Here is a 23333-nt window from a genome sequence, read left to right as displayed (position 1 = left end):
AAGAGATCACCGCCTTCTGCGCCCTCGCTGACCGCGCTGCCAAGCCGCAAGCCAAGGCTTGCACAAATGGGGACGGCTGCCGAATTGCCGGTTGAAATATTTTTCATTTGGAAATAGGAATGTTCAAAATGAAGACTTCGACGCTGCGGCGCGTCAGGAACTGGAGGAAGCGACATGGCCCATCCGCAATTTGCAGCGGAACTTTTGCAGCGCGCTGAACAGCAGGGACCGATCACCATCGGGCTTGCCGGCGCCGGGCAGATGGGCACCGACATCGTCGTCCAGGTCGCGCTGATGCCGGGCATGCGGATCGGCGCCATTTCCGAGGTCAGGCCGCAGGCGGCGATCGATGCGGCGCTGCTCGCCGGCCACGACCGCTCGGATATCGTGCAGGCCGGCAATGCGGCGGCGATCGACCGCGCCATCGAGGCCGGCAAGATCGCGGTGACCGAAGATTTGCATGCGTTGGCTGCGGCCGGCCGCATCGACGTCATCATCGACGCGACAGGAAATCCCAACATCGGCACGCTGTTCGCGCTTGAAGTGATGAAGAACGGCAAGCATATCGTCATGCTCAACGTCGAGGCCGACATCACCATCGGCCGCTTCCTTAAGGAGGAGGCGCGCAAGGCCGGCGTCGTCTATACCGGTGCGGCCGGCGACGAGCCGGCCTGCACGCTGGAGATCATCGGCTTTGCCAGGAGCCTCGGCTTCAACATCATCGCCGCCGGCAAGGGCAAGAACAATCCGCTGAAGATCGATGCCATGCCGGCCGACTACGAGAAGGAGGCGGCCGAGCGCAACATGAATGCGCGCATGCTGGTCGAGTTCGTCGACGGCTCGAAGACGGCGATCGAGATGGTGGCGATCGCCAACGCCACCGGCCTGGTGCCCGACGTGCCGGGCATGCACGGCCCGACCGCGACGCTGGAGGAACTCGCCGGCGTGCTTTGCCCGCGCGAGGATGGCGGCGTGCTGCACCGCAAGGGCGTCGTCGACTATTCGATCGGCAAGGGCGTGGCGCCCGGCGTGTTCTGCATCATCGAGACCAGGCATCCGCGCGTGCTGGAGCGCATGATCGACCTCAAGGTCGGCAAGGGCCCGTATTTCACGATCTTCCGCCCCTATCATCTGACCAGCCTGGAAGTGCCGCTGTCGGCGGCGCGCGCCGTGGTCTACAAGCGCGCCGACATGGAGCCGCTCGACCATCCGGTCGCCGAGGCGGTGGCGGTTGCCAAGAGCGAGCTTGCCCCTGGCCAGTCGCTCGGCATGATCGGCGAGAACGACTATCGCGGCTTCGCCATGACCTGGGAGGACGCGCGCGCCCGCGGCGCCCTGCCGCTCGGCCTCGCCGAACGCGCCAAGGTGGTCAAGCCGGTCAAGACAGGCGATTTCCTCACCTATGAAAATTGTGTACCCGACGATTCGATGGTGATAACCCAGATCCGCCGTCGTCTCGACCAGTCGGACGGACGGTTCGTTACGAACGCCGCCTGATCCGCTGGATTCCCGCCTGATGGACGATGTCGTAATCGGGATCGACGCCTCGACCACGGCCGTGAAAGCGATTGCCTTCACGCGCGACGGCAAGGAGCTGTTCCAGGCGCGCGAAGCCTATCCGCTTTCAAATCCCAGGCCCGGCCATTTCGAGCAAGATGCCGAACATTGGTGGACGGCGCTGCTCGGCGCCTTGAAGCAGGTCGCTGAGGCGGTTGGCGCTGCCCGGGTGGCGGCGATCGCCATCGCCCACCAGCGCGAAACATTCACGCTGATCGATCATGCCGGCAAGCCGCTTATTCCGGCGATCCTGTGGCTGGACGAGCGGGCGCGCCCGCAAGTCATCAGGCTTTCGGCGGAGCTCGGCCGCGAGACGATCCGCGACTGGAGCGGCAAACCGCCGGACCCGACGCCCGCGCTCTATGCGATCGCCTGGCTTGCCGAGCACCAGCCGCAGACGCTTGATGACGCAGCCGCACTCGTCGACGTGCATGGCTTCTTCGTCCACCGGCTGACCGGACGTCTGGTCACCAGCACGGCAAGTGCGGATCCGCTCGGGCTGCTCGACGTCAAGAATGGCACTTGGCACCCTCAGCTCGTCGAGGCCGCGGGGCTGCGGCCGGACCAGTTGCCGCGACTGGTTGCGCCCGGCGCGATCTGCGGCGGGCTTGGCGAAAGCGTGGCCCGGCTGATCGGGTTGAAGGCCGGCACGGCTGTTGTCGCCGGCGCCGGCGACGGCCAGGCGATGGGCCTCGGCATGGGCGTCTATGGCGAAGGCAAAAACTATCTTTCGCTCGGCTCGGGCATCGTCAGCGGCTGTTATTCCCATGGGATCACGACGTCGGACGCGTTTCGAACGCTGGTCTCGCCGACCGGCTCGGGCTTCATGCTGGAGACCGTGCTGCGCTCCGGCATGCAACTGGTCGACTGGATCGTTCGCACCACCGGCTCGCCGTCGGCTGCGGCCCTGGAGAAGGCAGCGGTCGACGTTGCCGCCGGCAGCGAGGGCCTGCTCGTCTTGCCGTATTGGGCCGGTGTCATGAGCCCCTATTGGGACGGCGCGGCGCGCGGCGCCATTGTCGGCCTGTCGCTCGACCATGAGCCGAAGCACCTTTTTCGAGCGGTTCTGGAAGGCATCGCCTTCGAGCAGGCCATCGCCAGCGAGGCAATGGAAACTCAAGCAGCGGAAACTCGGGCGGCGGAAACCCAAGCGGCGCAAACGCAGGCGGCGGAAACTCTGGCCGGCGGCAAACCAGCGGCGATGATCGCCGCCGGCGGCGGCACCAACTGCGCCCTGCTGATGCGGATCATGGCAAGCGTGCTCGAGCGGCCGCTCTCCGTCTCGCCAGTCAACGAAGCCGCAGCGCTCGGCGCCGCCATGCTCGCGGCTTCCGCTATCGGATGGTTTGCCTCGCCTGAAACGGCGGCTGAGGCGATGGCCGCGCCGCCGACCAGGCATGTCGAACCCGTCGACGGGCTGGTCTCCGGTTACCGTGCGCGCAAGGCAATCTACCGCGACCTCTATCAGGCGACGCGCGAGACCCATGTGCGGCTCGGTGAAGTCGGGCAGGTTTAGCGGTTGAGCAGGCCCTTGGCGGCGTCCTCGTCGGTGATCAGAACCGATATCCTGGTGTTGGCAAGCGCCGCCCGCATGATGGCGATTTTTTCCTGCCCTCCCGAGACCAGGATGATGGCCGGGATGTCCGACAGGTCCTGCAGCGGATAGGCGCAGACCCGGCGGTTAACCTCATGGTCGACGAGCCGGCCCTCGGCGTCGATGAAATGGCATAAAATATCGCCAACTGCGCCGGCCGCCTGAAGCTCTTCGAGTTCGCTGGGCTTGATGAAGCCGTAATTGGCGATCGGGCTGTCATTGGAAAACGATCCGACGCTGAGCACGGCGATGTTTGCCCGGCGTGCGCGGAAGACGACGTCCTGAACGCTGCGCTGGCTCATGAAGGCTTCGCGCTGCTCCGGCCTGTCGGCATAGACCGGCACCGGCAGCAGAAAGCACTCGGCGCCGATCTTTTCGGCGAATTCCCAGGCGCTTTCGGTCGGGTTGAGCGGCTGGGCATGGGTGAGGCCGCCCAGCATGGAAACCACCGTCGTCCTGGCGATCGGCCGCCGCGGCAATTCATTGATGGCGAACTTCAGCGTGCGCCCCCAGCCCAGCGCGATGACATCGCCGGCATTCACATTGTCAGCCAGATAGGCGCCCGCGGCATGGCCGATCATCAGCGGCGCGTTGCTTCGGTCGGCGGCCGACGGCACCACAACGGCCTGGCTGAGCCCAAAACGCTGTTTTAGAGCCTCTTCCAGCACCAGGCATTCGACGACGCTGTCACGGATGCGGAACTGGACGACGCCCTCCTCACGCGCGGCGGACAGGATGCGATGCACCTTGATGCGGCCGATGCCGAGGATCTCCGAAATCCTCTCCTGCGTCAGACCCTCGACATAGTAGTGCCACGCGGCACGCGCCTTCAGCTCGGCATCCGGGAAGCGCGAGGCCTTGTCATTGTCTGTCATCGCCATCTTTTTGCCCTCCCGCGGTCGTCCGAATCCTTGAAAGCCATTCAAATGGCGTTATCCGACCAAGCGACGCGAAATTATTCTGCGTGCCCGGGATTCGAGATTCAGGACATCGACAGGATACCTCTACAACGTGAGTGAAAGCCAAAATGGTCAACATTTACTTCGTCTTGGCCGTCCTGCCCTGCTCAAGCAGCCGACATGAATCCGCAGGATGAGACCGGACCTGAAAACGCGGCATTTCATGCCCTTTCGTACGGCAAACCGGCTGGCGGCGCAAACCGGCTGGAATGATGCGGCGGGCCTTGACAATTTTCCGACGAACAGTTTAGCTGAACAAAATTGCATATCAAAGATAAATTGTTCACAGGGAGGTGCCTGGTGAACAAGAGTGAGCCGACGACGCATCGCCGGAGCGCTGATGGAGGAGACAAAATGGCTGTGAGCAACGGTGCAAGCGAGTTGAAGGCCGGCCCAAATGCACAGGCCGCGGCGGGCGCGAAGCTTTCGGCCCTGTTCGCCGGAACCATGGGACCGCTGATCGGGCTGGTGCTGCTGTGCCTTGCGCTGTCGCTGACCACCGACACGTTTCTGACTGTCCGCAACATCCTCAACGTGCTCGACCAGGTCACGGTGCTCGGTATCATGGCGATCGGCATGACGCTGGTCATCCTGATCGGTGGCATCGACCTGTCCGTCGGTTCCGTGCTGGCGCTCGCCGCCATGGTGATGGGCTTCGTCGCCCATCCCGACCACCTCAATCTCGGCATGCCTGCCGGCATCGTCACAGCGCTTGTCGTTGCTGGGCTTTGCGGGCTGGTTTCAGGCCTGCTCGTGACCGTCACCAAGCTGCCGCCCTTCATCGCCACGCTGGCGATGATGTCGGTGGCGCGCGGTCTTGCCAATATGATCACCGACGGCTCGCAGATCATCGGCTTCCCCGACTGGTTCACCAGCCTGTCGATCATCCGCCATTTCGGCTTCCTGTCGGTCACCGTCGGCTTGATGATCGTTCTGGCCATCATCTTCGCGATCTTCCTCAACTATCGCGCGACCGGTCGCAGCCTCTACGCGATCGGCGGCAGCGCCGAGGTCGCCAGGCTGTCCGGCATACCGGTCAAGTCGCTGACCAACTGGGTCTATGCAGTCTGCGGCGTGCTGGCCGGGCTCGCCGGCATCGTGCTTGCGGCACGGCTTGATTCCGTCCAGCCGAGCTCCGGCTTCGGCTACGAACTGGACACGATCGCAGCGGTGGTGATCGGCGGCGCCAGCCTGTCGGGCGGCGTCGGCTCGATCGGCGGCACCGCCATCGGCGTGCTCATCATCGGCGTTCTGCGCAACGGGCTGAACCTGCTCGGCGTCTCGCCCTTCATCCAGCAAGTGGTGATCGGCGTCGTGATCGCGCTGGCGGTGGCCACGGATACATGGCGGCGCAGAGCCCAATGAAGAGTGGGCGCAAGGAGATTCACCCGGATGTCCGGGCGAAAACGGATCGGTGATCCGAAACTGGGAGTTGTTCGGCCAAGGGGCGCCGTGATGCGCCGGCGGGACAGATTGAACATCAACGGAGGAAACACATGCTGACCAAACGTTCATTGCTGCTTGCTGCCGCAGCCGTCATTCCGCTGCTCGGACTGTCCGAGATGGCCTCGGCCAAGGAGGCCAAGAAGCTTGGTCTCGCAGTCGCCAACCTGCAGGCCGATTTCTTCAACCAGATCAAGCAGTCCGTCGAGGCCTATGGCAAGGAAAAGGGCATCGAGATCGTCACCGTCGACGCCAAGGGCGATTCGGCGACCCAGGTCAGCCAGGTGCAGGACCTGATCACGCAAAACATCGATGCGCTGATCTACATCCCGGCCGGCGCCACCGCCGCCACCGTGCCGACCAAGACTGCCAAAGCCGCCGGCATCCCGGTCATCAATGTCGACCGCAACGCCGAGGGCGCACCCGGCGACACCTTCATCGCCACCAACAGCGTCGCATCGGCCAAGGCGGTTTGCGACTACATCGCCAAGCAGGCCGGCGGCAAGGGCGAGCTGATCATCATCCATGGCCAGAAAGGCACGACGCCCGAGGTCGACCGGTCGAAGGGCTGCGGCGAAGCGCTGAGCGCCTATCCCGACATCAAGGTGGTCGGCGAGCTATGGAGCGAAGGCTGGCATCAGGACGAGGGCTTCAAGCTGACGCAGGACCTGCTGCAGTCGCATCCCGACGTATCGATCGTCATCGGCCAGGCCGATGCGCTGGCGCTCGGTGCGGCGCAGGCGGTCAAGGTCGCCAATCCCGGCCACAAGGTCTGGATCGCCGGTTTCGACGGCGACGTGGCGGCGCTCAAGGCTCTGAAGGGCGGCGTTTTCGACGTAACCGCGACGCAGCAGACACAAGGCATGGGCCGGCTTGCCGTCGATGCGGCGATCAAGCTGGTGGCCGGCGAAACCGTTCCTGCAGAACAGCTGCAGGATGCGACGCTGACCACCAAGGACAATGTCGATCAGTTTATCGCCAAGCATCCCTGATTCCAGGCATCCCTGATTATTGATGAGCGGAACGATGTCCTTGGATCCCAGTCATACGCAGACCCCGCATCTGGGGCTCTTCGTCAGCGGCCTCTGCAAGAGCTACGGACCGGTGCAGGTCCTGGCCGATGCGAGCTTCGAGGTGCGGCCGGGAGAGGTCGTGGCGCTGCTTGGAGAAAATGGCGCCGGCAAGTCCACCGTTTCCAACATCATCGCCGGGTCGACCAAACCCGATGCCGGCAGCATCACATGGCGGGGGAAGCCGTATTCCCCCGCTTCTCCCGCCGCGGCCATCGACGCCGGCGTCGGCATGATCCACCAGGAACTGAAGCTGCTGCCGGACCTGTCGGTTGCCGAGAACGTCTATGTCGGGCGCCTGCTGATGCGCGGCGGCCGCATCGACCGCGCGGCCATGAATGCGCGGGCATCGGCCCAACTGAAGCGGCTTGGCCTCGATGTCTCGCCGGAACGCAAGGTGGGCACGCTGCGCATCGCCGCCCAGCAGCAGGTCGAGATCGCCAAGGCGCTGACGCTCAATGCCGAGCTTCTGATCTTCGACGAACCGACAGCGGCACTTGGCAGCGAGGAAACGGAGCTGTTGTTCAAGCAGATCCGCAAGCTCAAGGCGGAAGGCATGTCCTTCATCTATATCAGCCACCGGCTGGACGAGGTCGCTGCGATCGCCGACCGCGTCGTGGTGATGCGCGACGGGCGCATTGTCGCCCGCCACGAGCGCGCCGACGTTCCGGTGCGCACGATAGTCGAGCAGATGGTCGGCCGCAGCGTCGAGCGGATGTTCCCGCCGCTGTCGGAGCCGGGCAGCGAGGCGTTGCTCGAGGTCGACAACCTGTCCTCGCCGGAACGCAGTTTTCAGAATGTCAGCTTTTCGGTAAGGGCCGGCGAAATCCTGGGCATCGCCGGGCTGATCGGCGCCGGCCGCACCGAGCTGGTGCGGGCGATTGCCGGCGCCGATCCGATTTCCTCGGGGTCGGTGCGTATCGCCGGCAAACCGGTGCACCTCACTGGCCCGGCGGCGGCGATCAAGGCCGGCGTCGTGCTGGTGCCGGAAGACCGCAAGGCGCAAGGCGTGGTGCTCGACCAGACCATCGGCGAGAATCTGGCGATCGGCAATTTCGACCATGTCGCGCCGAATGGCTGGGTGTTTCCCAAGGCGGTGCAGAAATTCGCCGAGGCCGGCATCGGCCGGCTCGGCGTCAAGGGCCGGCCTAACCAGGCGATCAGCAAGCTTTCCGGCGGCAACCAGCAGAAGGTGATCATCGCCAAATGGATCTCACGGCCGCCCAAGGTGTTCATCCTGGACGAGCCGACACGCGGCATCGACGTCGGCGCCCGCGCCGCGATCTACGATGTCATCGCCGAACTCGCCCGCTCCGGCATGGCGGTGGTGGTGGTGAGCTCCGACCTCGAGGAAGTGCTCGGCCTGTCGCATCGCGTGCTGGTGCTGAGCCGTGGCCGCCAGCGTGGCATTCTCGACCGCAGCGAAGCAAGCAACGTCGCCGTCATGGAGCTCGCCACAAGCTGAGGGCGGCATAAAGGATCGGAATAGAGCGCAGCAGGTGATATCCTCCCAGGCACCGGACCGCGCGGGGCGCCAGTCAGGACTGGCGCCCTTCCTCCCCAGGGCAGCACCGGCGGCTCAACAGGAAAACATTTCGATGAAACTATTCGATCTTCATGGCGACGTTGCTCTCGTCACCGGCGCCGGCAGCGGCATCGGGCAAGCAATCGCCATCGGCTTGGCCGAGGCCGGCGCCGATATCGCCTGTTTCGGCCATGCCTCGAAGGGCGGGCTGGACGAGACCGCGCACAGGATCTCGGCACTCGGCCGCAAGGCACTGGTGCTGACCGGCACAGTCACCTCAGAGGCCGATTTGGCAGCGGCGACCGAACGCACGGAGAAGGAACTCGGCGCGCTGACCATCGCTGTAAACAATGCCGGCGTCGCCGGGGCCGAGCCGGCCGAGACGCTGTCGCTGGAGAAATGGCAGAAGCTCTACGACGTCAATGTCAGCGGCGTGTTCCTGTCCTGCCAGGCCGAAGCACGCGTAATGCTGACCCGGCGCAAGGGCTCGATCATCAACATCGCCTCGATGTCGGGCTCGATCGTCAATCGCGGCCTGACCCAGGCGCACTATAATTCTTCGAAGGCCGCCGTCATCCACATGTCCAGGAGTCTCGCCATGGAATGGGCCGATCGCGGCCTGCGCGTCAACGTCGTCAGCCCCGGCTACACGCTGACGCCGATGAACAAACGGCCGGAGGTCGCCGACCAGGTCAGGATCTTCGAGCGCGACACGCCGATGGGGCGCATGGCGGCGCCGGAAGAGATGGTCGGCCCGACCGTGTTCCTGGCCAGCCGCGCCTCGAGTTTCGTAACCGGCATCGACCTGATCGTCGATGGCGGCTTCGTCTGCTGGTAGGAGAGAACATGCAGAAGCGGTTCGAGGGAAAGACGGCGGTCATCACCGGCGCCAGCGGCGGCATTGGCGCGGCCATGGCCAGGCGCTTCGCGGCGGAGGGTGCTGCTGTCGTCGTCAGCGCCATCGACGCGCGCGTCGACGAGGTCGCCGCCGGACTGAAGGCGGAAGGCGCCAAGGTCGCATCGCTGCGCATGGACGTGACCAGGAAGGACGAGGTCGCCGCCCTCTACGATCTGGCCGAACAGCAGTTCGGCCGCGTCGACATCTCCGTGCAGAATGCCGGCGTCATCACCATCGCCAGGATCGAGGCGATGACCGAGGCCGAATGGGACAAGGTGATGGCGGTCAACACCAAGGGCGTGTTCCTGTGCTGCCAGGAGGCGATCGCCCGCATCCGCAAGCATGGCGACGGCGGCCGGCTGATCAACACCGCTTCCGGCCAGGCGCGCCAGGGCTTCATCTACACGCCGCATTATGCCGCCTCGAAATTCGGCGTCGTCGGCATCACCCAGAGCCTCGCCAAGGAAGTGGCCAAGGAGAAGATCACCGTCAACGCGATCTGCCCCGGCATCATCGATACCGACATGTGGGCCTACAACGACGCCGCATGGGGCAGACTGATGGGCGACTACAAGCCCGGCGAGTTGATGGCAGAATGGGTGAAGAACATCCCGATGGGCCGCGCCGGCAGCGGCGAGGATGTTTCGGGCCTGGTCAGCTTTCTGGCCAGCAACGACGCCGCCTACATCACCGGCCAGACGATCAATGTCGATGGCGGCCTGATCATGTCGTGAGGATGCTCCGACGGCATTCGAATTGCGCGCTGCAATTGTCTCTTCATCCTTTTCGAAGCCAATCTGAAATGAATTCCAAATCTGCAGCGATTGCCCTGATCGAGATGGCATTAGTCGTTGCGCGACATGAATGTTGGTATATATAATTTCATCTCATGAAAATGGCTTCGGCGACTGCCGAGAGCCGACAGCATGGGACCTTGATGGCTCGCAAGCTTGAGGGCGCCGCAAGAGCGGCGATCGATCTGCGGATCACTGCTTCGGCAGCACGGCAGCCATGACGCGGTCGCACGACCTCTTCATCGAATTGGGCATCATTCCCGTCTGCGCCGACTTCAGCGCCGACAGCAATTTGCTGCCAATGGACTTGCGCAACGACCAGCTTTTCCAACACAATCAAAAAGACGCAAGAAGGGAACGAACGATAACTTCCACCAGAGCTTGACAGGAGCACAGGCATGTCACTTCGGAGTTTGATTTCGAGATTATCAATGGGAGCCTTAACACTTGCCGCGGCAAGTGCACTGACGCCTTCGGCCCAAGCGGCGGCGCCGGAATCGAACGACCCTATCAAGATCGCGCTGTTCGACTGGACCAGCGTCAATCTGAACGCAAAGATCCTCGGCGGCATTCTTGAAAAGCTGGGATACACGGTCGAGTATCCGACCGCCGATTATCTCTCCAGCCTGACCACCGGCCTTACCAATGGCGACCTCGCTGTCGCCATGGAATTCTGGGACACGACGGCCGGCGAAGCCATGAAGGCCTCGGATGCGACCGGGCAGACCGAACGCCTCGGCCCGCTCGGGCCCAAGGCCAAGGAAGAATGGTGGTATCCCGAATACATGAAGGAAAAATGCCCGGGCCTGCCGAACTGGGAGGCGCTGAAGGACCCGAAATGCGCCGAAGCCTTCTCGACCGCCGAAACGGCGCCGAACGGCCGCTATCTCGGCGGCCCGGTGACATGGGAAGGTTTTGACGACGAGCGTGCCGCAGCGCTGAAGCTGCCCTTCACCGTCATCCATGCCGGCACCGACGCGGCGATGTTCGCCGAGCTGGATTCGGCCTATCAGCGCAAGGCGCCGATCATGCTGTGGGTCTATTCGCCGCATTGGGCACCGGCCAAATACAAGGGCGAATGGGTCGAATTCCCCGACTATACGCCGGAATGCTACACCGATCCGAAATGGGGTGTGAACCCCGAGGCAAAGTATGACTGCGGCAAGCCGCATGGCGAGATCTGGAAATATTCCTGGGCCGGCATGAAGGACAAATGGCCGGTCGCCTACAAGGTCGCGAAGAACTACACGATCGACACCGACGAACTCAACAAGATGAGCGGCCAGATCGATCTTGAAGGCAAGACGCCGGAAGACGTCGCCGCCGCCTGGATCGCCGCCCACGAAGCCGACTGGAAAGCCTGGGCGGCCGAGTGATCGTTCCAACTGGAAACTGCGAGACCCGGTCATTCATGGCCGGGTCTCTATCCCATATTCCAGAAGGACGACTGCATGGCCGATACGACTGAACAGGTGCCGCAAACGGCAGGCACGCCGAAGGATGCCCGCCCGATAAAGCTTGCCTGCCGCAACGTCTGGAAGCTGTTCGGCGCGAACGCGGCCAATTTCATCCGCCAGCGCGACGGCAAGGCCAGCATGGCGGAGGTCGCCGCGGCCGGGCTGGTCGGCGCGGTGCGCGCCGTCGACCTCGAAATCCGCCAGGGCGAGATCTTCATCATCATGGGGCTTTCGGGGTCGGGCAAGTCGACGCTGGTGCGCTGCATGTCGCGGCTGGTCGAGCCGACGCATGGCAAGGTCGAGTTCGAGGGCAAGGATCTCCTCAAAATCTCCGATGCCGCGCTGATCGAGCTGCGGCGCCACCGCATGGGCATGGTGTTCCAGAATTTCGCCCTGCTGCCGCATCTGAATGTGCTGGAGAACATCGCCTTTCCACTGGGCATCCAAGGGCAGGACCGGCCGACGCGCGAGAAGCGCGCGCGCGAAGTGATCGAGCTTGTCGGCCTGCGCGGCCGCGAGCATTTCTATCCGCGTGAGCTTTCCGGCGGCCAGCAGCAGCGTGTCGGCATCGCCCGCAGCCTCGCCACCAAGCCGGAAATCTGGTTTCTCGACGAGCCGTTTTCGGCGCTCGATCCGCTGATCCGCCGCGAGATGCAGGACGAATTGATGCGGCTGCAGACCATGCTGCACAAGACGATCGTCTTCATCACCCATGATTTCGACGAGGCCATCCGGCTGGCCGACCGCATCGCCATCATGAAGGACGGCGAGGTCATCCAGATCGGCACCCCGGAACAGCTGGTGGTCAACCCGGCGACCGACTATGTCGCCGAGTTCACCCGCGACGTCGACCGCGCCAAGGTGATCTCGGCGCGAAGCCTGATGCGCGCCTGCGCCGGCGCCGAGCATGGCGGCGTGGTCGCGCCGGATGCCAAGATATCGAGTTTTTCGGCTGATATCGTTTCGGCCGGCAAGCCGTTCGCCGTCGTCAACGGCACCGGCAAGCCGATCGGCGAAGTCACGCCGCAAGCGGTGATCGATCTTCTGGCCGGCATCGAGCGTTCCGGGGCCAACGCATGACGGTGACGGCAAGCGCCAGCGAGGCGAGATCGCGGCCGGTTCAGCTCTGGCTGGTGGTCTGGGCCGGCGCCCTTGCCGCCGTGCTTGCCGTGTTCCTGCTGCAGGACAGGCTGCCCTGGGCGGTCAATTATCCGGTCGGCGCAATCATTCCGGTCGCTGATTGGGTCAGCGCGTTGATGAGCCTGATAAAGTCGAACTTTTCCTGGCTGACGCGCTCGATCACCGCGGCGCTCGGCGTGCCGCTCGATTTTGCGCTCGGTCTGCTCGCCAAGAATTTCAAGATCGGCCATGGCGCCGACATGCTCGTCCTGCCGCGTCTGTCCTGGGTCGGTGTCTGCATCGCCGCATTCCTGGCCGGACGTGCCGCCGGCGGCTGGAAGCTCGGCGCGCTGGTCGGCGGCTGTTTCCTCTACATCGCGCTGTTCGGCCAGTGGACCAGCGCCATGCTGACGCTCGGGCTGATCTCCATCGCCGTGCCGTTCTGCATCGTCACCGGATTGTTCGTCGGCATCTGGGCGTGGCGCAAGCCATGGGCGGAGCGGCTGCTGATCTCCCCTGCCCTCGACCTGATGCAGACCATCCCGACCTTCGCCTATCTGATCCCGATGCTTCTTCTGTTCGGCAACAGTCCGGTTTCGGCGATGATCGCGACGGCCATTTTCGCGACGCCGCCGATGGTGCGCGCGACGATGCTGGGGCTGTCGCGGGTGCCGTCCGAAATCGGCGATTTCAGCGAGATGGCCGGCTGCACGGCGCGCCAGAAACTGTGGCGCGTGCTGCTGCCTTCGGCGCGTCCGACATTGATGGTCGGTGTCAACCAGGTCATCATGCTGGCGCTCAACATGGTGATCATCGCTTCGATGATCGGCGCCGGCGGCCTCGGCTACGACGTGCTTCTGGCGCTCAGGGCGCTGAAGGTCGGCGAGGCGATGGAAGCCGGCCTTGCCATCGTGGCGCTGGCCATCGCCCTCGACCGGCTGAGCCAGGCGATCGCGCGCAATCATGCGAAGGGCCATGTCTACCAGGAGGTCAGCCCGAGCTTCTGGCGGCGCTACCCCAATCTGACGCTGGCCGTCGCCGTCCTTGCCGTCACGACACTGCTTGGTCTGTTCGTTCCGGCCTTCGCTGCGGTGCCGAAGGCGATCACCTTCACCACCGCGCCGCTGTGGAAGACAGCGGTGAGCTGGATCACGATCAACTTCTTCGACACGATCGAAGCGTTCCGGGTGGCGCTGATCCTCAATGTGCTGAACCCGGTGCGCGCCTTCTGCGAGGGCTTCCCGTGGCTGGGCGCGGTGTTCCTGCTTGGGCTTGCCGGCTACCAGCTCGGCGGCCTGCGCCTCGCCGCCCTGGTCGCGGCGCTGACCGTCTTCTGCGCGGTGACCGGCCTCTGGGAAAAGACCATGGCGACGGTCTACCTCTGCGGCATCTCGGCCTTTATCGCCTGCCTGATCGGCATTCCGATCGGGCTGATGGCATCGCGCAGCGACCGTGTCGAGAAGATCGTCACCCCTGTTATCGACACGCTGCAGGTGCTGCCGTCGTTCTGCTTCATCATCCCGGTGGTGATGCTATTCAGAGTCGGCGACGTGACGGCGATGATCGCGACCGTCGCCTTTGCCGTAGTGCCGGCCATCCGCTACACCAATCACGGTCTCAGGCAGGTGCCGCCGGCGCTGATCGAGGCGGCAAAGGTGTCAGGCTGCACCAGGCGCCAGACGTTCCTGCGCGTGCAGCTGCCGCTGGCGTTGCCTGAGATCATGCTCGGCGTCAACCAGACCATCCTGATGGCGCTGGCGATGATCATCATCTGCGCCATGGTCGGCACCCGCGATCTCGGCCAGGAGGTGTTCATCGCGCTGTCCAAGGCCGATTCCGGCCGCGGCATCGTCGCCGGACTGGCCATCGCCTTCATCGGCATCGTCGCCGACCGGCTGTTCAACGCCTGGACGGCGAAGGCACGCGCAAGGCTGGGGTAGCCGGAGATAGAGGGGGCGCGCGCCGCGAAACGTCGGCTTCCAGAAGCTGTCCTTGCCAAGCTGATCGCAAAAATGTCAGCTCTGGGGCCGATAGCGGACAGGCAGCTGCCAGTGTGAGATGTAAGTGAGCGGACATTCAGCTCGGGGCGGCTCGGATGCGAGACCTTCCGAAAGGCACCACTGAGGTTCAGAAGTGGCGCGACCAAGCCGGCTGAAAGATTCGACTCTGCCGTACAACCACGGAAGCGCTCTACGCCACGTCTGGTGCCAGTGGCGATGAGGAACGCCGCCCGGCGCGGTCGGCACCTCCGTCCGCATTGCCGCACTGAACGGATCCTCAAATCGCCTCCCCTAGCTGCCTGGCGACGCCGCAATGCCAGCGCTTCACCTGCCAGGACGGATGTTGCTGATGCCAGCGGGCGATTTCCGACTGACCAGCGACTAGGCAAGTCATCAGCGACACGTCGCGGGCGTCGTAAGTCAGTTTTGTTTCCTTGCATTCACCCGTCGCAAGACAGGCGGCGATTACGAGTTCGATCATCATCTTCTCCATTCCTGAACAATGTCCGCCGGAACGGCCGGGGCGAAGAAGAGCGTGAACCCGATGGCGCCAGTCGTAACGAGATCGACACGATCGCCAGACGAAACCGGACGAAATCTTGCGATCGCTAACGGAAGACTTGGGCGATTGCCGAATGCTGGTTTTGGGGCAGACTTCGGTATAGATTGGCGACGGGAGAAAACCCTGGGGCGTCCGCTCGAGGGGGAAAGTTCCGATGCACAGCTCGGCACCGACGTTGCTTCGCCTGGACGGCCGCACGGTCGATCTCCAGTGCGGGTCGGTGACTGATCAAGCCGGGCATACGGTGACTTTGCGTCCACAAGCAGCTGAGGTTCTGAGGCTACTTGCCTTGAGGCCGGGCACGCTCGTCACCAAAGACGAGTTGATGCAGGCGGTGTGGGGCGACATCGCAGTGACCGACTAGCCTCGTCCAGTGCATAACCGAGATTCGCGCGAACTCGCCGACCTTGCCAAGGCAGGATTGCCGGAGAAATGAAAGGGTCGCAAGCGTCGGCGTGATCGCACCGGAAGTTAGGAAGGCCGAACTATGTCTTTTCCATTCTTAGCTGTTACCGCAATCGCGGTTGTGCTGGCGGCAAATGCTGCTGGATCCGATGATCAGTTCGATGAGTTTGCCCTGCCTTTTGACAGTCCGGATTTGACGCTTCCGGACCAGACGCGGGACCTTGCGGCCGGACGCGAAAGCATCATGTTCAAGCCTGTTGGCGCTGGCCCTTTTCCGGCGCTCGTCATCATGCCCACCTGCTATGGACATCTCTACACCTCGAACACGTTCGATTGGGCGCGGCGTGCCGTCGAGCACGGGTACGCGGCGCTCGTCATTGATCCGCTGGCTCCGCGCGGAGTCGACGACAACTGTGTCCGGCCCTTGGCCATCCCTGCTTCTCGGCTCCTGAAGGATGCGTTCGATGCTGCAAACCACCTCCGTCGGCAGCATTTCGTCGATCCCGCTCGGGTCGCTCTGATGGGTTTTTCGCAAGGTGCGATGACAGGACTCGCCGCCGCGGGATCGAGCCGGTCGCGACCGGATGGAAACGAGCCATTTCGCGCTATCGTGTCGGTTTACCCGGTTTGTCTCTTCGCGAACTTCCCGATGCCGGGATTGTTGCATCCCGTCGACATGCACTTCATTCCGGAAAAGATCGTCGTGCCGTTGCTGGTTGAAATAGGCAACCAGGACACGCAGGGTGGACCGCCGATGAACGGTTGCAAGACGCTACTCGAAGAACGGAAGGCGCAGGGGGATCCGGTCGAACACATCGTCTACCATGCGACACATGTTTGGGATCATCGGGAGTTGGGCAGCGCGGGGGAGCGCATGCGCGGCGTCTATGGCCAGGAGATCGTGTATCAATACAGCGCAGAGGTGACCGAACAGTCGGCGAAGGACGCGTTTGCCTTCCTCGACAAGCAAATGAAGGAGCCATGACGGCATTCTCTCATTCAACGAAGATCGGCAACTACGGCTGGCAATTGGATAACACCGCGTAGATCGCGTCGTCAGCCCAAGCGCCCTTAAACCAATCAGACTGGCGGAAATGGGCCTCTTTCACGAAGCGGCGCGGCAATTTGGCGCGCTCTCCATGACCGGACTGAATTTTGCGGCAATGTTTGTCTAATCTCGCACCGACGCGAGCACGAAGTCTTCGAAAACATCCATCGATACCCCATCTAGGCAGGCGTCTTTGCCCGCCGCCCCACCTTCGTCTTGCCCAAAATGCATCCCAAGCTGGCTTCATGCTGAAGCGCCCCACCGTGATTCTCGCCTTTCTCCTCATCCTTTCCGTCGCTGCTCACGCTGCCGATGGCCTGGAGCAGCGGCTTGGAAAGCTGCTTGACGAGGCCGAGCACCTGGCGCCGCTGCGCACGGTTGCCATCGCGCATCAGGGTGCGGTGGTGGCTGAGCGCGGTTTTCGCGGCCACTCCCCGGCACGTCCGGCCAATATAAAATCGGCCTCCAAGTCGATCATCTCGGCGCTCGTCGGCATCGCCATCGACAAGGGCGTGCTGCAAGGGACCGACCAGAAGATCGCTCCGCTTCTTCAGGCCAACCTGCCCGCCGACGCCGATCCGCGTCTCCAGCAGGTTACGATCGGTCATCTGCTTTCCATGCAGGCGGGGCTCGGTCGGACCTCAGGCCCAAACTACGGGCGCTGGGTGGCAAGCGACAACTGGGTGCGGGCAGCGCTCGCCATGCCCTTCGACGACGAACCGGGCGGTACCATGCTCTATTCCACCGGCTCGACCCATCTCCTTTCGGCGATCCTGACGCGGCGGACCGGCCGCTCCACGCTGGAACTGGCGCGCGAATGGCTCGGGCCGCAGGAGGGCTTTTCCATCACCGCCTGGGACCGCGACCCGCAGGGCATCTATCTCGGCGGCAACCAGATGGCCATGAGCCCGCGCTCGCTGCTCGCCTTTGGCGAGCTCTATCGCAGCAGCGGGATGAGCAGCAGTGGACGGCAGCTCGTGCCGGCCGACTGGATCAAGCTCTCCTGGCAGCCACGTACCGCCTCGCGCTTCACCGGTGATGGTTATGGCTATGGTTGGTTCATCCGTCAGATCGCGGGCGAAGCGGTCTTCTACGGGTGGGGCTATGGCGGGCAGATGGTCTATGTCGTGCCGGGGCGCGCGTTGACCGTGGTCATGACTTCCGATGAAAACGGCCCCGCCGGCCGCAGCGGCCACCGCGACGATCTCCATGCCCTGCTCGGCCGGATCATCGAGGCAACGAAAGAGGTGCGCGAGGCGCGCAGCAACTGATGCATGTCGCGCAAAGCTGGGTGGCGAGGAAGCCGCTACTCCGCCGCGACGCCTTTCACCTCGAGATAGGATTCCATCGAATCGTCCATGGCCTGCAGCCAGGGCGTGTGGTGAAGCGGCGCCATCGTGCCGGTCATTAGCGAGCGGTAGGCGTGGTCGCGGAAGCTCATGATGTCCTGCGCCTTGTGGTGCTCCCATTCCATGAAGGTCTGATTGACAGCCTCGACATCGAAGCCCGGATAATCGGTCTGCTCCATCAACTCCCTGGTGTAGTCGCCCTGGAACCAGATCATCTGCTCGGCGTCTTCCAGCGTTTCCTCGCGCGCCCGCCATTTCGCGCCATGTTCGGCCATCGCCTCGGCCGAAGGCAGCTTTATCCGGCCCATGATGACATCACGGGCGAACCAGGCCTGCGCGTCGAACATGTTGAAGGTGTAGAACTGGTCCTGCATGCCGATATAGGACAGCTGCGGGTTCTTCTCCCAGACGACGCCCTCAAAAAGCCCGTCCGGCCACATCCGGTTGGCGGTCTTGAGCTTCAGATCCTCGGTCAGGAACGGGAAGGCGTGGAGGTAGCCGGTGCACAGGATGATGGCGTCGACATCCCTGGTGCTGCCGTCCTTGAAATGCGCGGTCTTGCCGACGACCTTCTGCAGCAGCGGCACTTCCTGCCAGTTGTCAGGCCATTTGAAACCCATCGGCTTCGAGCGGTAGCTGGAGGTGATCGACCTGGCGCCGTATTTGTAGCATTGCGAGCCGATGTCCTCGGCCGAATAGGAGCGGCCGATGATCAGGATGTCCTTGTCCCTGAATTCCATGGCGTCGCGGAAATCATGGCTGTGCAGGATGCGGCCGTTGAAGCTCGAAAAACCCTCGAAATAGGGGACGTTGGGCACGGAAAAATGCCCCGAGGCGACGACGACGTTGTCGAACTCCTCCGAATAGGTGACGTCGTTGCTTCGGTCATGCGCGGTGACGGTGAATTTTTTCGTCGCATCGGAGAAGGTCACCATGCGCACCGGGCTGTTGAAGCGCACCCAGTGGCGCACCTCGGATTTTTCGACGCGGCCCTTGATGTAGTCCCACAGCACGGCGCGCGGCGGGTAGGAGCCGATCGGCCGGCCAAAGTGCTCCTCGAACGTGTAGTCGGCGAATTCGAGGCATTCCTTCGGCCCGTTCGACCAGAGGTAGCGGTACATCGAGCCGTGCACCGGGTCGCCATGCTCGTCGAGGCCGGTGCGCCAGGTGTAGTTCCACAGGCCGCCCCAGTCGGACTGCTTTTCGAAGCAGACGATTTCCGGGATCTCCGCGCCGTTGTCGGCTGCCGACTTGAAGGCTCGAAGCTGGGCCATGCCGGACGGCCCGGCTCCGATGACGGCAACACGACTTTTCATTGCGGGCCTCCCGGTCTCATTTCCCTAACGAAACAAATTTCACTGACAGGACAGTAATTGCCCCTTCGATGCTGTCAACAGGCCTTCTGCCGAAACCACGGTTCACCAATCGGATTTTCAGCAGAACCGCTGACGGGCGAAAAACCGGGAGAGCATGCCATTCGAGCTAAACTGGCTTGCGGTCGCAGTTGCGCTCTGTATCAGCAGCGAATATGTTCACCCTGAGTGAAATTAATCTGCAGGACCGGGTGGCGACATGGCGAAGAAAGCTTCCAGTTTGAGGAATGGCGCCGCCGCCAAGGCCAAGCCATCGCCGAAGAGCGTGGCAACGATCCGGACGCCACTGACCCAGGACCCGCACGCCGTCCGCGACACCCGCGAAAAGGTCCTCGAGGTCGCGATCGGCCGCGAGGTGCGGGCGTTTCGCAAGAAACTCGGCATCACTGTTGCCGATCTTGCCGCTGCCACCGACATTTCGCTTGGCATGCTGTCGAAGATCGAAAACGGCATCACCTCGCCGTCGCTGACCACCTTGCAGGCGCTGTCGCGGGCGCTCGGCGTTCCGGTCACCGCCTTCTTCCGCCGCTTTGAGGAAGAGCGCAGCGCCGTCTTCGTTAGGGCTGGCGAAGGGCTCGACGTCGAGCGCCGCGGCACGCGCGCCGGCCACCAGTACAATCTGCTCGGCCATATCGGCTCCAACACCAGCGGCGTCGTCGTCGAACCCTATCTGATCACGCTGACCGAGGATTCCGATGTGTTTCCGACTTTTCAGCACGAAGGGATGGAGTTCCTCTACATGCTCGAAGGCGCGGTCACCTACCGGCACGGCAGCAATCTCTACCCGATGAAGCCCGGCGACAGCCTGTTCTTCGACGCCGATGCGCCGCACGGGCCGGAGGTGCTTACCATTCTCCCGATGCGCTATCTCTCGATCATCTGCTATCCGCAGGGCAGCGCCGGTTGAGCGGGTTCGGACGCAAGCGAAGTCCCCTCATTGAGCGCCGTGGCCGCGAAGCGGCCGGATGGAATGTTACAGGTCCAGGCTAGAACCGCTAAATCTCTTTGTTTATGCGCAATTCCCTAGGGAAAGCGCTATGCGCTTTCCCGGGAAAGCCGTTCCACGCTTTTCCTGGAATTGCTCTAATGCATGTCGCGCAAAAGTGTGCAGCGGTTTTGCGATATCGACATGCATGAAACAACAACGTAAAGCGCGTCGCATGGGGCCGGTCAAATGCGACGCGCTTTAGGATGGCGGCAGGCCGAAGGCCGCAAACAAGCTGGGGCCGAGCGGCGGCACATAGACCGTCAGAGCGGCGATACCGCCCTCGGCGGGCTCGATCACATGCAGCGAATGGGCTCGCCACGCAGGGTCATTCTGGCTGCGGGAATAGACCCCGACTGCCGGCTGGGCATTGGCTCCAATGGCTACGGTGCGGAAGCCCGAAAAATTGCCCCAGATGGTCTCGAGGAAACTGCGGATCGCCGCGCGCCCACGATACCATTCCTGCCAGGGCGGCATGCGATAGGTGGCGTCCTCCCGCAGGAGTTCGATCAGGCTGTCGAGATTGGCGGCCTCCCAGGCTCGCATGTAACGTTCGAGCAGCAGGCCTTCGTCGGGGTTGGGCTTCGATCGATGGATAGGACGTCCTTGGGGATATCGCGCCGCAAGGGTTATGCGGGCCCGCTGCAATGCGCTGTTGATCGAAACCGTCGACCCGCCCAGCAATCCCGCCGTTTCGACAGCCGACCAGCCCAGCACGTCGGAAAGCAGTAGAGCGGCGCGCTGCCTGGGCGGCAGATCCTGGATCGCGGCGACGAAAGCGAGTTGGACGGCTTCGAGGGTCTCGTAGCGCGCTTCCGGACCCGGCTCACCATCAGCGCGGCCCGGTAGCTCTGCGTCCGGGTAAGGCTCCAACCAGGTGACCTCGGCTGCAGGGCCGCCTGTGGCCATCCCGTGGGAAGCCGGCCGTTCGGGCTGCTGGAGAATGCGATTCGCTCTCGACCTGGCCTTGAGCGCGTTGAGGCAAGAGTTGGTCGCGATCGTGTAGAGCCAACCGCGAACCGAACCCCGCCCATCGAACTCCGATCTTGCGCGCCAGGCGCGCAGAAGCGTGTCCTGGACAAGGTCGTCCGCCTCGTGCAGCGAGCCCATCATGCGATAGCAATGGAGCTTGAGCTCCCGGCGATGGGCAGCCGTGAACTGTTCGAAGGCCAGCCGATCGAGGATCGGCTGGCCCGGCTCACGTACCGGCTTGAGAGGTGCCTGCGAGTCTGTCATGCGGATCCGGCAATTTGGAGTTTGCATTACGCGCGTCTCAGGCGGCCGGCGCAAGTCCGCTCGCGCTCACTGCGAAGGAACATCCTTGCGATTGTTGGGTGGCGAGTGCCACCACCGCCCGTCCGACGTCGGCCGGCGTCTGCATGTCGAGGATGCCCGCGATGAACTCCATGGGCCGGACGCCCCTATAGGCCGAAATGCTCTCGATGCCGGCGTCGCCCACGCCGGTCCCTGGCATGATGCGCATAGGCGCAAGCGCCATGAAGCGCAGGTCGAGGCCGCGCCGATCCGATTCCTTCTGGCTATGACCGGCCAGGAACATCTGCATGCGTTTTGCGGCCGGCATAGCCGCCGGAATTCGGTGGCCCCCCGGTCAGAGCCGCGCCGCTGGAGATCAGAACAACCCGGGCGCCCGGTTTGAGCGGACGCCGAAGCGCGGCCTTGCAAAACAGAAACGACGCCTTGACGTCCGTTTCCCAGTTTGCGGAGAACGCCTCCCAGTTCTGTTCATGTAGGGGCGCGGAGGGGGCAAGAGCACCTGCGCCTATCACCAGGACGTCCGGTTCCAGCGCGGCGAAGACCTGATCGGGAGCGATGTCCACAGTTGCATCGACCGCGAACGTCTTCACGCCCGAAGTCTCCCGGGCAAATTCCGCCAGGGTCTGTTCGTTGCGGGCGACTGCGAGGACCGTCGCTCCCTCGCTGAGGGCGGCTTCTACGATCGAGCGGCCGACACCACGGCTTCCTCCAACGACGACGACATTCTGACCTTGTAACAATCTCATGGACCCACCTTGCTATCCGGGCAGCTGGACCATCCAGCCACGCCCATTGACAAGGACAGCGCAGGCGGTCGGAAATCATCGGTGCGGGTCAAAAATCTTCTGAGGTGATCGGAAGCGCCGGTGCAAGCTCCTTAGTCCGGCCCGAAGCCGGGCGATGTCGGGCTGCCGTCGTCGAGCTTCGACAGCCATTCGACCAGCGTCGCGCGGTAGCGCGTGAGGCCTTTGTAGTTGGCCAGCTCTTCGGGAAGGTCGCGGATGACGCGGTGTAGGCGGCGCGCCCATTTCGGCTGCGTCACCAGCTCATCCATCTTGATCAGATAGCAGCGGATCGGGAAGACGATGCCGTTCGAGCGCGGCAGCCGCCAGAAGCTCTGCAGCTCAACGCGCAGATGGACCTTGTCGCCGACGTTTTCGGGCGTCACCGTCGCCCGGTCCGGACCCCATTTGTGATAATTTTCTGGACTGGTGTCGAGGCGCGGATTGATGGTCATCGTCCAGTTCAGCCGCCGCGCCGGCTTGCCTTGCTGGATGTTGGTGAGGAACTTCAGCGCCCGGACGAATACGCCCTTCTCATGCGCCAGCGGCACCGGCGCGTGCCATTCGAAGAAGTTCATGCCGATGTCGAAATCGAGCGACCAGTCTGCTTGGGTGGTGACCATGCCGGCATCCATCCACAGATTGCCGTCGCGCTGGTCGAGGATGCAGAAATCGCCCTGGCTCTGCCGCGTGATGTATTCCATCGGCCCGTAAGGCAGCGTCGAGACATCGCCGAAGGTGAAGCTGTCGTCGATGCCGAGCGGCCGGTTGATCCAGCGCCATTTGTCGCCGTCACGCGTCAGCGTGAAATGCTCGGGATAGCCCAGCGCCTGCTGTTCCATCAGAAGTTCGAGCAGGTCCCAGCCGGCCAGCGTCATGTGCGGCAACGACTGGCAGCGCAGCGGATCCTCCGCCAGCACCAAAGCGCGGTCCTGCATCTCGGCGACATAGTGCTCGTCGACGTCGATCAGGTTTTCGAGCACGCTGCCCTTCGGCCCGACGACGTGCGGCTCGATGTTGACCGCATACATGTAGCTGTCTTCGTGGAACGGGAACGGAAACCGCCTGATGTGCTCCGGGCTGTTCCTGAAGGTGAAGTCGTTACGGAACGTCTCGTTACGAAAGGTGATGCCCAGGC

At 63.3% G+C, this 23333-nt stretch carries 22 protein-coding genes; 14 read left to right on the top strand and 8 right to left on the bottom strand.

The window, feature by feature from the left end:
* The first annotated feature begins 174 nt into the window (after positions 1–174).
* On the top strand, positions 175–1497 hold the full coding sequence (locus AC0L3H_RS03245; RefSeq protein ID WP_128167747.1) for an NAD(P)H-dependent oxidoreductase: 1323 nt from the start codon (positions 175–177) through the stop codon (positions 1495–1497).
* A 19-nt stretch (positions 1498–1516) separates the two neighbouring features.
* Complete coding sequence (locus tag AC0L3H_RS03240) at positions 1517–3073, top strand: xylulokinase (RefSeq protein ID WP_473584488.1); 1557 nt, start codon at positions 1517–1519, stop codon at positions 3071–3073.
* Here AC0L3H_RS03240 and AC0L3H_RS03235 read toward each other — a convergent pair.
* Entirely contained in the window at positions 3070–4032 is a 963-nt protein-coding gene (locus AC0L3H_RS03235; RefSeq protein ID WP_473584487.1) for a sugar-binding transcriptional regulator, read from the bottom strand. The two genes, AC0L3H_RS03240 and AC0L3H_RS03235, sit on opposite strands and share 4 nt — an antisense overlap.
* Before the next feature lie 432 nt (positions 4033–4464).
* On the opposite strand from AC0L3H_RS03235, the gene AC0L3H_RS03230 reads away from it, so the two are divergent.
* From AC0L3H_RS03230 to AC0L3H_RS03210, 5 genes are all read left to right on the top strand, one after another.
* The gene (locus AC0L3H_RS03230; RefSeq protein WP_236387908.1) at positions 4465–5475 is read left to right on the top strand and encodes an ABC transporter permease; all 1011 of its coding nucleotides are present in this window, start codon (positions 4465–4467) and stop codon (positions 5473–5475) included.
* Between the two features lie 131 nt (positions 5476–5606).
* Positions 5607–6545, top strand: coding sequence for a sugar ABC transporter substrate-binding protein (locus AC0L3H_RS03225; RefSeq protein WP_023799461.1), 939 nt, complete (start codon positions 5607–5609; stop codon positions 6543–6545).
* A gap of 34 nt (positions 6546–6579) precedes the next feature.
* Positions 6580–8088 (top strand): sugar ABC transporter ATP-binding protein, encoded by a 1509-nt coding sequence (locus AC0L3H_RS03220; protein ID WP_287217916.1) that lies wholly within the window; start codon positions 6580–6582, stop codon positions 8086–8088.
* 133 nt (positions 8089–8221) lie between these two features.
* Positions 8222–8986, top strand: coding sequence for an SDR family oxidoreductase (locus AC0L3H_RS03215; RefSeq protein WP_473584486.1), 765 nt, complete (start codon positions 8222–8224; stop codon positions 8984–8986).
* An 8-nt stretch (positions 8987–8994) separates the two neighbouring features.
* Positions 8995–9780, top strand: coding sequence for an SDR family oxidoreductase (locus AC0L3H_RS03210; protein WP_473584485.1), 786 nt, complete (start codon positions 8995–8997; stop codon positions 9778–9780).
* Positions 9781–10032: 252 nt separating this feature from the next.
* Here the strand turns inward: AC0L3H_RS03210 and AC0L3H_RS03205 are convergent, their stop codons facing one another.
* Positions 10033–10155, bottom strand: coding sequence for a hypothetical protein (locus AC0L3H_RS03205; protein ID WP_268931792.1), 123 nt, complete (start codon positions 10153–10155; stop codon positions 10033–10035).
* Between the two features lie 83 nt (positions 10156–10238).
* Between AC0L3H_RS03205 and AC0L3H_RS03200 the strand changes: the two genes are divergently transcribed.
* The 3 genes from AC0L3H_RS03200 (at position 10239) to AC0L3H_RS03190 (ending at position 14356) form a co-directional block, all read left to right on the top strand.
* Complete coding sequence (locus AC0L3H_RS03200) at positions 10239–11216, top strand: ABC transporter substrate-binding protein (RefSeq protein WP_287298694.1); 978 nt, start codon at positions 10239–10241, stop codon at positions 11214–11216.
* A gap of 75 nt (positions 11217–11291) precedes the next feature.
* Positions 11292–12377 carry a quaternary amine ABC transporter ATP-binding protein gene (locus AC0L3H_RS03195; RefSeq protein WP_128171968.1) on the top strand — a complete coding sequence of 362 codons (1086 nt, stop codon included), beginning with the start codon at positions 11292–11294 and terminating at the stop codon, positions 12375–12377.
* Positions 12374–14356 carry an ABC transporter permease gene (locus AC0L3H_RS03190; RefSeq protein ID WP_473494458.1) on the top strand — a complete coding sequence of 661 codons (1983 nt, stop codon included), beginning with the start codon at positions 12374–12376 and terminating at the stop codon, positions 14354–14356. The genes AC0L3H_RS03195 and AC0L3H_RS03190 overlap by 4 nt, the downstream gene beginning before the upstream one ends.
* Before the next feature lie 337 nt (positions 14357–14693).
* On the opposite strand, the gene AC0L3H_RS03185 is transcribed toward AC0L3H_RS03190, so the two are convergent.
* Positions 14694–14900: a hypothetical protein gene (locus AC0L3H_RS03185; protein WP_473584484.1), complete on the bottom strand. Its 207-nt coding sequence runs from the start codon at positions 14898–14900 to the stop codon at positions 14694–14696.
* Positions 14901–15132: 232 nt separating this feature from the next.
* Between AC0L3H_RS03185 and AC0L3H_RS03180 the strand changes: the two genes are divergently transcribed.
* From AC0L3H_RS03180 to AC0L3H_RS03170, 3 genes are all read left to right on the top strand, one after another.
* Positions 15133–15342 (top strand): winged helix-turn-helix domain-containing protein, encoded by a 210-nt coding sequence (locus tag AC0L3H_RS03180; RefSeq protein ID WP_473494460.1) that lies wholly within the window; start codon positions 15133–15135, stop codon positions 15340–15342.
* A 123-nt stretch (positions 15343–15465) separates the two neighbouring features.
* On the top strand, positions 15466–16368 hold the full coding sequence (locus AC0L3H_RS03175) for a dienelactone hydrolase family protein (protein WP_473584483.1): 903 nt from the start codon (positions 15466–15468) through the stop codon (positions 16366–16368).
* Between the two features lie 308 nt (positions 16369–16676).
* Positions 16677–17702 carry a serine hydrolase domain-containing protein gene (locus tag AC0L3H_RS03170; RefSeq protein ID WP_473584482.1) on the top strand — a complete coding sequence of 342 codons (1026 nt, stop codon included), beginning with the start codon at positions 16677–16679 and terminating at the stop codon, positions 17700–17702.
* Between the two features lie 35 nt (positions 17703–17737).
* Here AC0L3H_RS03170 and AC0L3H_RS03165 read toward each other — a convergent pair whose 3' ends face one another.
* A complete protein-coding gene (locus AC0L3H_RS03165; RefSeq protein WP_473584481.1) occupies positions 17738–19096 on the bottom strand; it encodes an NAD(P)-binding domain-containing protein in 1359 nt (452 codons plus the stop codon).
* Between the two features lie 256 nt (positions 19097–19352).
* Between AC0L3H_RS03165 and AC0L3H_RS03160 the strand changes: the two genes are divergently transcribed.
* Positions 19353–20060: a helix-turn-helix domain-containing protein gene (locus tag AC0L3H_RS03160; RefSeq protein WP_473584480.1), complete on the top strand. Its 708-nt coding sequence runs from the start codon at positions 19353–19355 to the stop codon at positions 20058–20060.
* Positions 20061–20339: 279 nt separating this feature from the next.
* Here AC0L3H_RS03160 and AC0L3H_RS03155 read toward each other — a convergent pair whose 3' ends face one another.
* The 4 genes from AC0L3H_RS03155 to AC0L3H_RS03140 form a co-directional block, all read right to left on the bottom strand.
* The gene (locus AC0L3H_RS03155; RefSeq protein WP_473584479.1) at positions 20340–21374 is read right to left on the bottom strand and encodes an RNA polymerase subunit sigma-70; all 1035 of its coding nucleotides are present in this window, start codon (positions 21372–21374) and stop codon (positions 20340–20342) included.
* Positions 21375–21411: 37 nt separating this feature from the next.
* The gene (locus AC0L3H_RS03150; protein ID WP_473584478.1) at positions 21412–21702 is read right to left on the bottom strand and encodes a hypothetical protein; all 291 of its coding nucleotides are present in this window, start codon (positions 21700–21702) and stop codon (positions 21412–21414) included.
* On the bottom strand, positions 21677–22159 hold the full coding sequence (locus AC0L3H_RS03145; protein WP_473584477.1) for an SDR family NAD(P)-dependent oxidoreductase: 483 nt from the start codon (positions 22157–22159) through the stop codon (positions 21677–21679). Before AC0L3H_RS03145 ends, AC0L3H_RS03150 begins: the two co-directional genes overlap by 26 nt.
* A gap of 131 nt (positions 22160–22290) precedes the next feature.
* Entirely contained in the window at positions 22291–23331 is a 1041-nt protein-coding gene (locus tag AC0L3H_RS03140; protein ID WP_473584613.1) for a heme-dependent oxidative N-demethylase family protein, read from the bottom strand.
* Positions 23332–23333 lie beyond the last annotated feature (2 nt).

This window comes from Mesorhizobium sp. WSM4816 (assembly GCF_055811535.1).
Note: the sequence above shows the minus strand (reverse complement) of the source record. Positions and strands in the feature narration are given on the sequence as shown.

What these genes read in the sequence shown, in the direction of transcription:
- AC0L3H_RS03245 (WP_128167747.1), top strand. Translation starts at nt 175, where the DNA reads ATGGCCCATCCGCAATTTGCAGCGGAACTTTTGCAGCGCGCTGAACAG.
- AC0L3H_RS03240 (WP_473584488.1), top strand. Translation starts at nt 1,517, where the DNA reads ATGGACGATGTCGTAATCGGGATCGACGCCTCGACCACGGCCGTGAAA.
- AC0L3H_RS03235 (WP_473584487.1), bottom strand. Translation starts at nt 4,032, where the DNA reads ATGGCGATGACAGACAATGACAAGGCCTCGCGCTTCCCGGATGCCGAG.
- AC0L3H_RS03230 (WP_236387908.1), top strand. Translation starts at nt 4,465, where the DNA reads ATGGCTGTGAGCAACGGTGCAAGCGAGTTGAAGGCCGGCCCAAATGCA.
- AC0L3H_RS03225 (WP_023799461.1), top strand. Translation starts at nt 5,607, where the DNA reads ATGCTGACCAAACGTTCATTGCTGCTTGCTGCCGCAGCCGTCATTCCG.
- AC0L3H_RS03220 (WP_287217916.1), top strand. Translation starts at nt 6,580, where the DNA reads ATGTCCTTGGATCCCAGTCATACGCAGACCCCGCATCTGGGGCTCTTC.
- AC0L3H_RS03215 (WP_473584486.1), top strand. Translation starts at nt 8,222, where the DNA reads ATGAAACTATTCGATCTTCATGGCGACGTTGCTCTCGTCACCGGCGCC.
- AC0L3H_RS03210 (WP_473584485.1), top strand. Translation starts at nt 8,995, where the DNA reads ATGCAGAAGCGGTTCGAGGGAAAGACGGCGGTCATCACCGGCGCCAGC.
- AC0L3H_RS03200 (WP_287298694.1), top strand. Translation starts at nt 10,239, where the DNA reads ATGTCACTTCGGAGTTTGATTTCGAGATTATCAATGGGAGCCTTAACA.
- AC0L3H_RS03195 (WP_128171968.1), top strand. Translation starts at nt 11,292, where the DNA reads ATGGCCGATACGACTGAACAGGTGCCGCAAACGGCAGGCACGCCGAAG.
- AC0L3H_RS03190 (WP_473494458.1), top strand. Translation starts at nt 12,374, where the DNA reads ATGACGGTGACGGCAAGCGCCAGCGAGGCGAGATCGCGGCCGGTTCAG.
- AC0L3H_RS03185 (WP_473584484.1), bottom strand. Translation starts at nt 14,900, where the DNA reads ATGATGATCGAACTCGTAATCGCCGCCTGTCTTGCGACGGGTGAATGC.
- AC0L3H_RS03180 (WP_473494460.1), top strand. Translation starts at nt 15,133, where the DNA reads ATGCACAGCTCGGCACCGACGTTGCTTCGCCTGGACGGCCGCACGGTC.
- AC0L3H_RS03175 (WP_473584483.1), top strand. Translation starts at nt 15,466, where the DNA reads ATGTCTTTTCCATTCTTAGCTGTTACCGCAATCGCGGTTGTGCTGGCG.
- AC0L3H_RS03170 (WP_473584482.1), top strand. Translation starts at nt 16,677, where the DNA reads ATGCTGAAGCGCCCCACCGTGATTCTCGCCTTTCTCCTCATCCTTTCC.
- AC0L3H_RS03165 (WP_473584481.1), bottom strand. Translation starts at nt 19,096, where the DNA reads ATGAAAAGTCGTGTTGCCGTCATCGGAGCCGGGCCGTCCGGCATGGCC.
- AC0L3H_RS03160 (WP_473584480.1), top strand. Translation starts at nt 19,353, where the DNA reads ATGGCGAAGAAAGCTTCCAGTTTGAGGAATGGCGCCGCCGCCAAGGCC.
- AC0L3H_RS03155 (WP_473584479.1), bottom strand. Translation starts at nt 21,374, where the DNA reads ATGACAGACTCGCAGGCACCTCTCAAGCCGGTACGTGAGCCGGGCCAG.
- AC0L3H_RS03150 (WP_473584478.1), bottom strand. Translation starts at nt 21,702, where the DNA reads ATGCAGATGTTCCTGGCCGGTCATAGCCAGAAGGAATCGGATCGGCGC.
- AC0L3H_RS03145 (WP_473584477.1), bottom strand. Translation starts at nt 22,159, where the DNA reads ATGAGATTGTTACAAGGTCAGAATGTCGTCGTCGTTGGAGGAAGCCGT.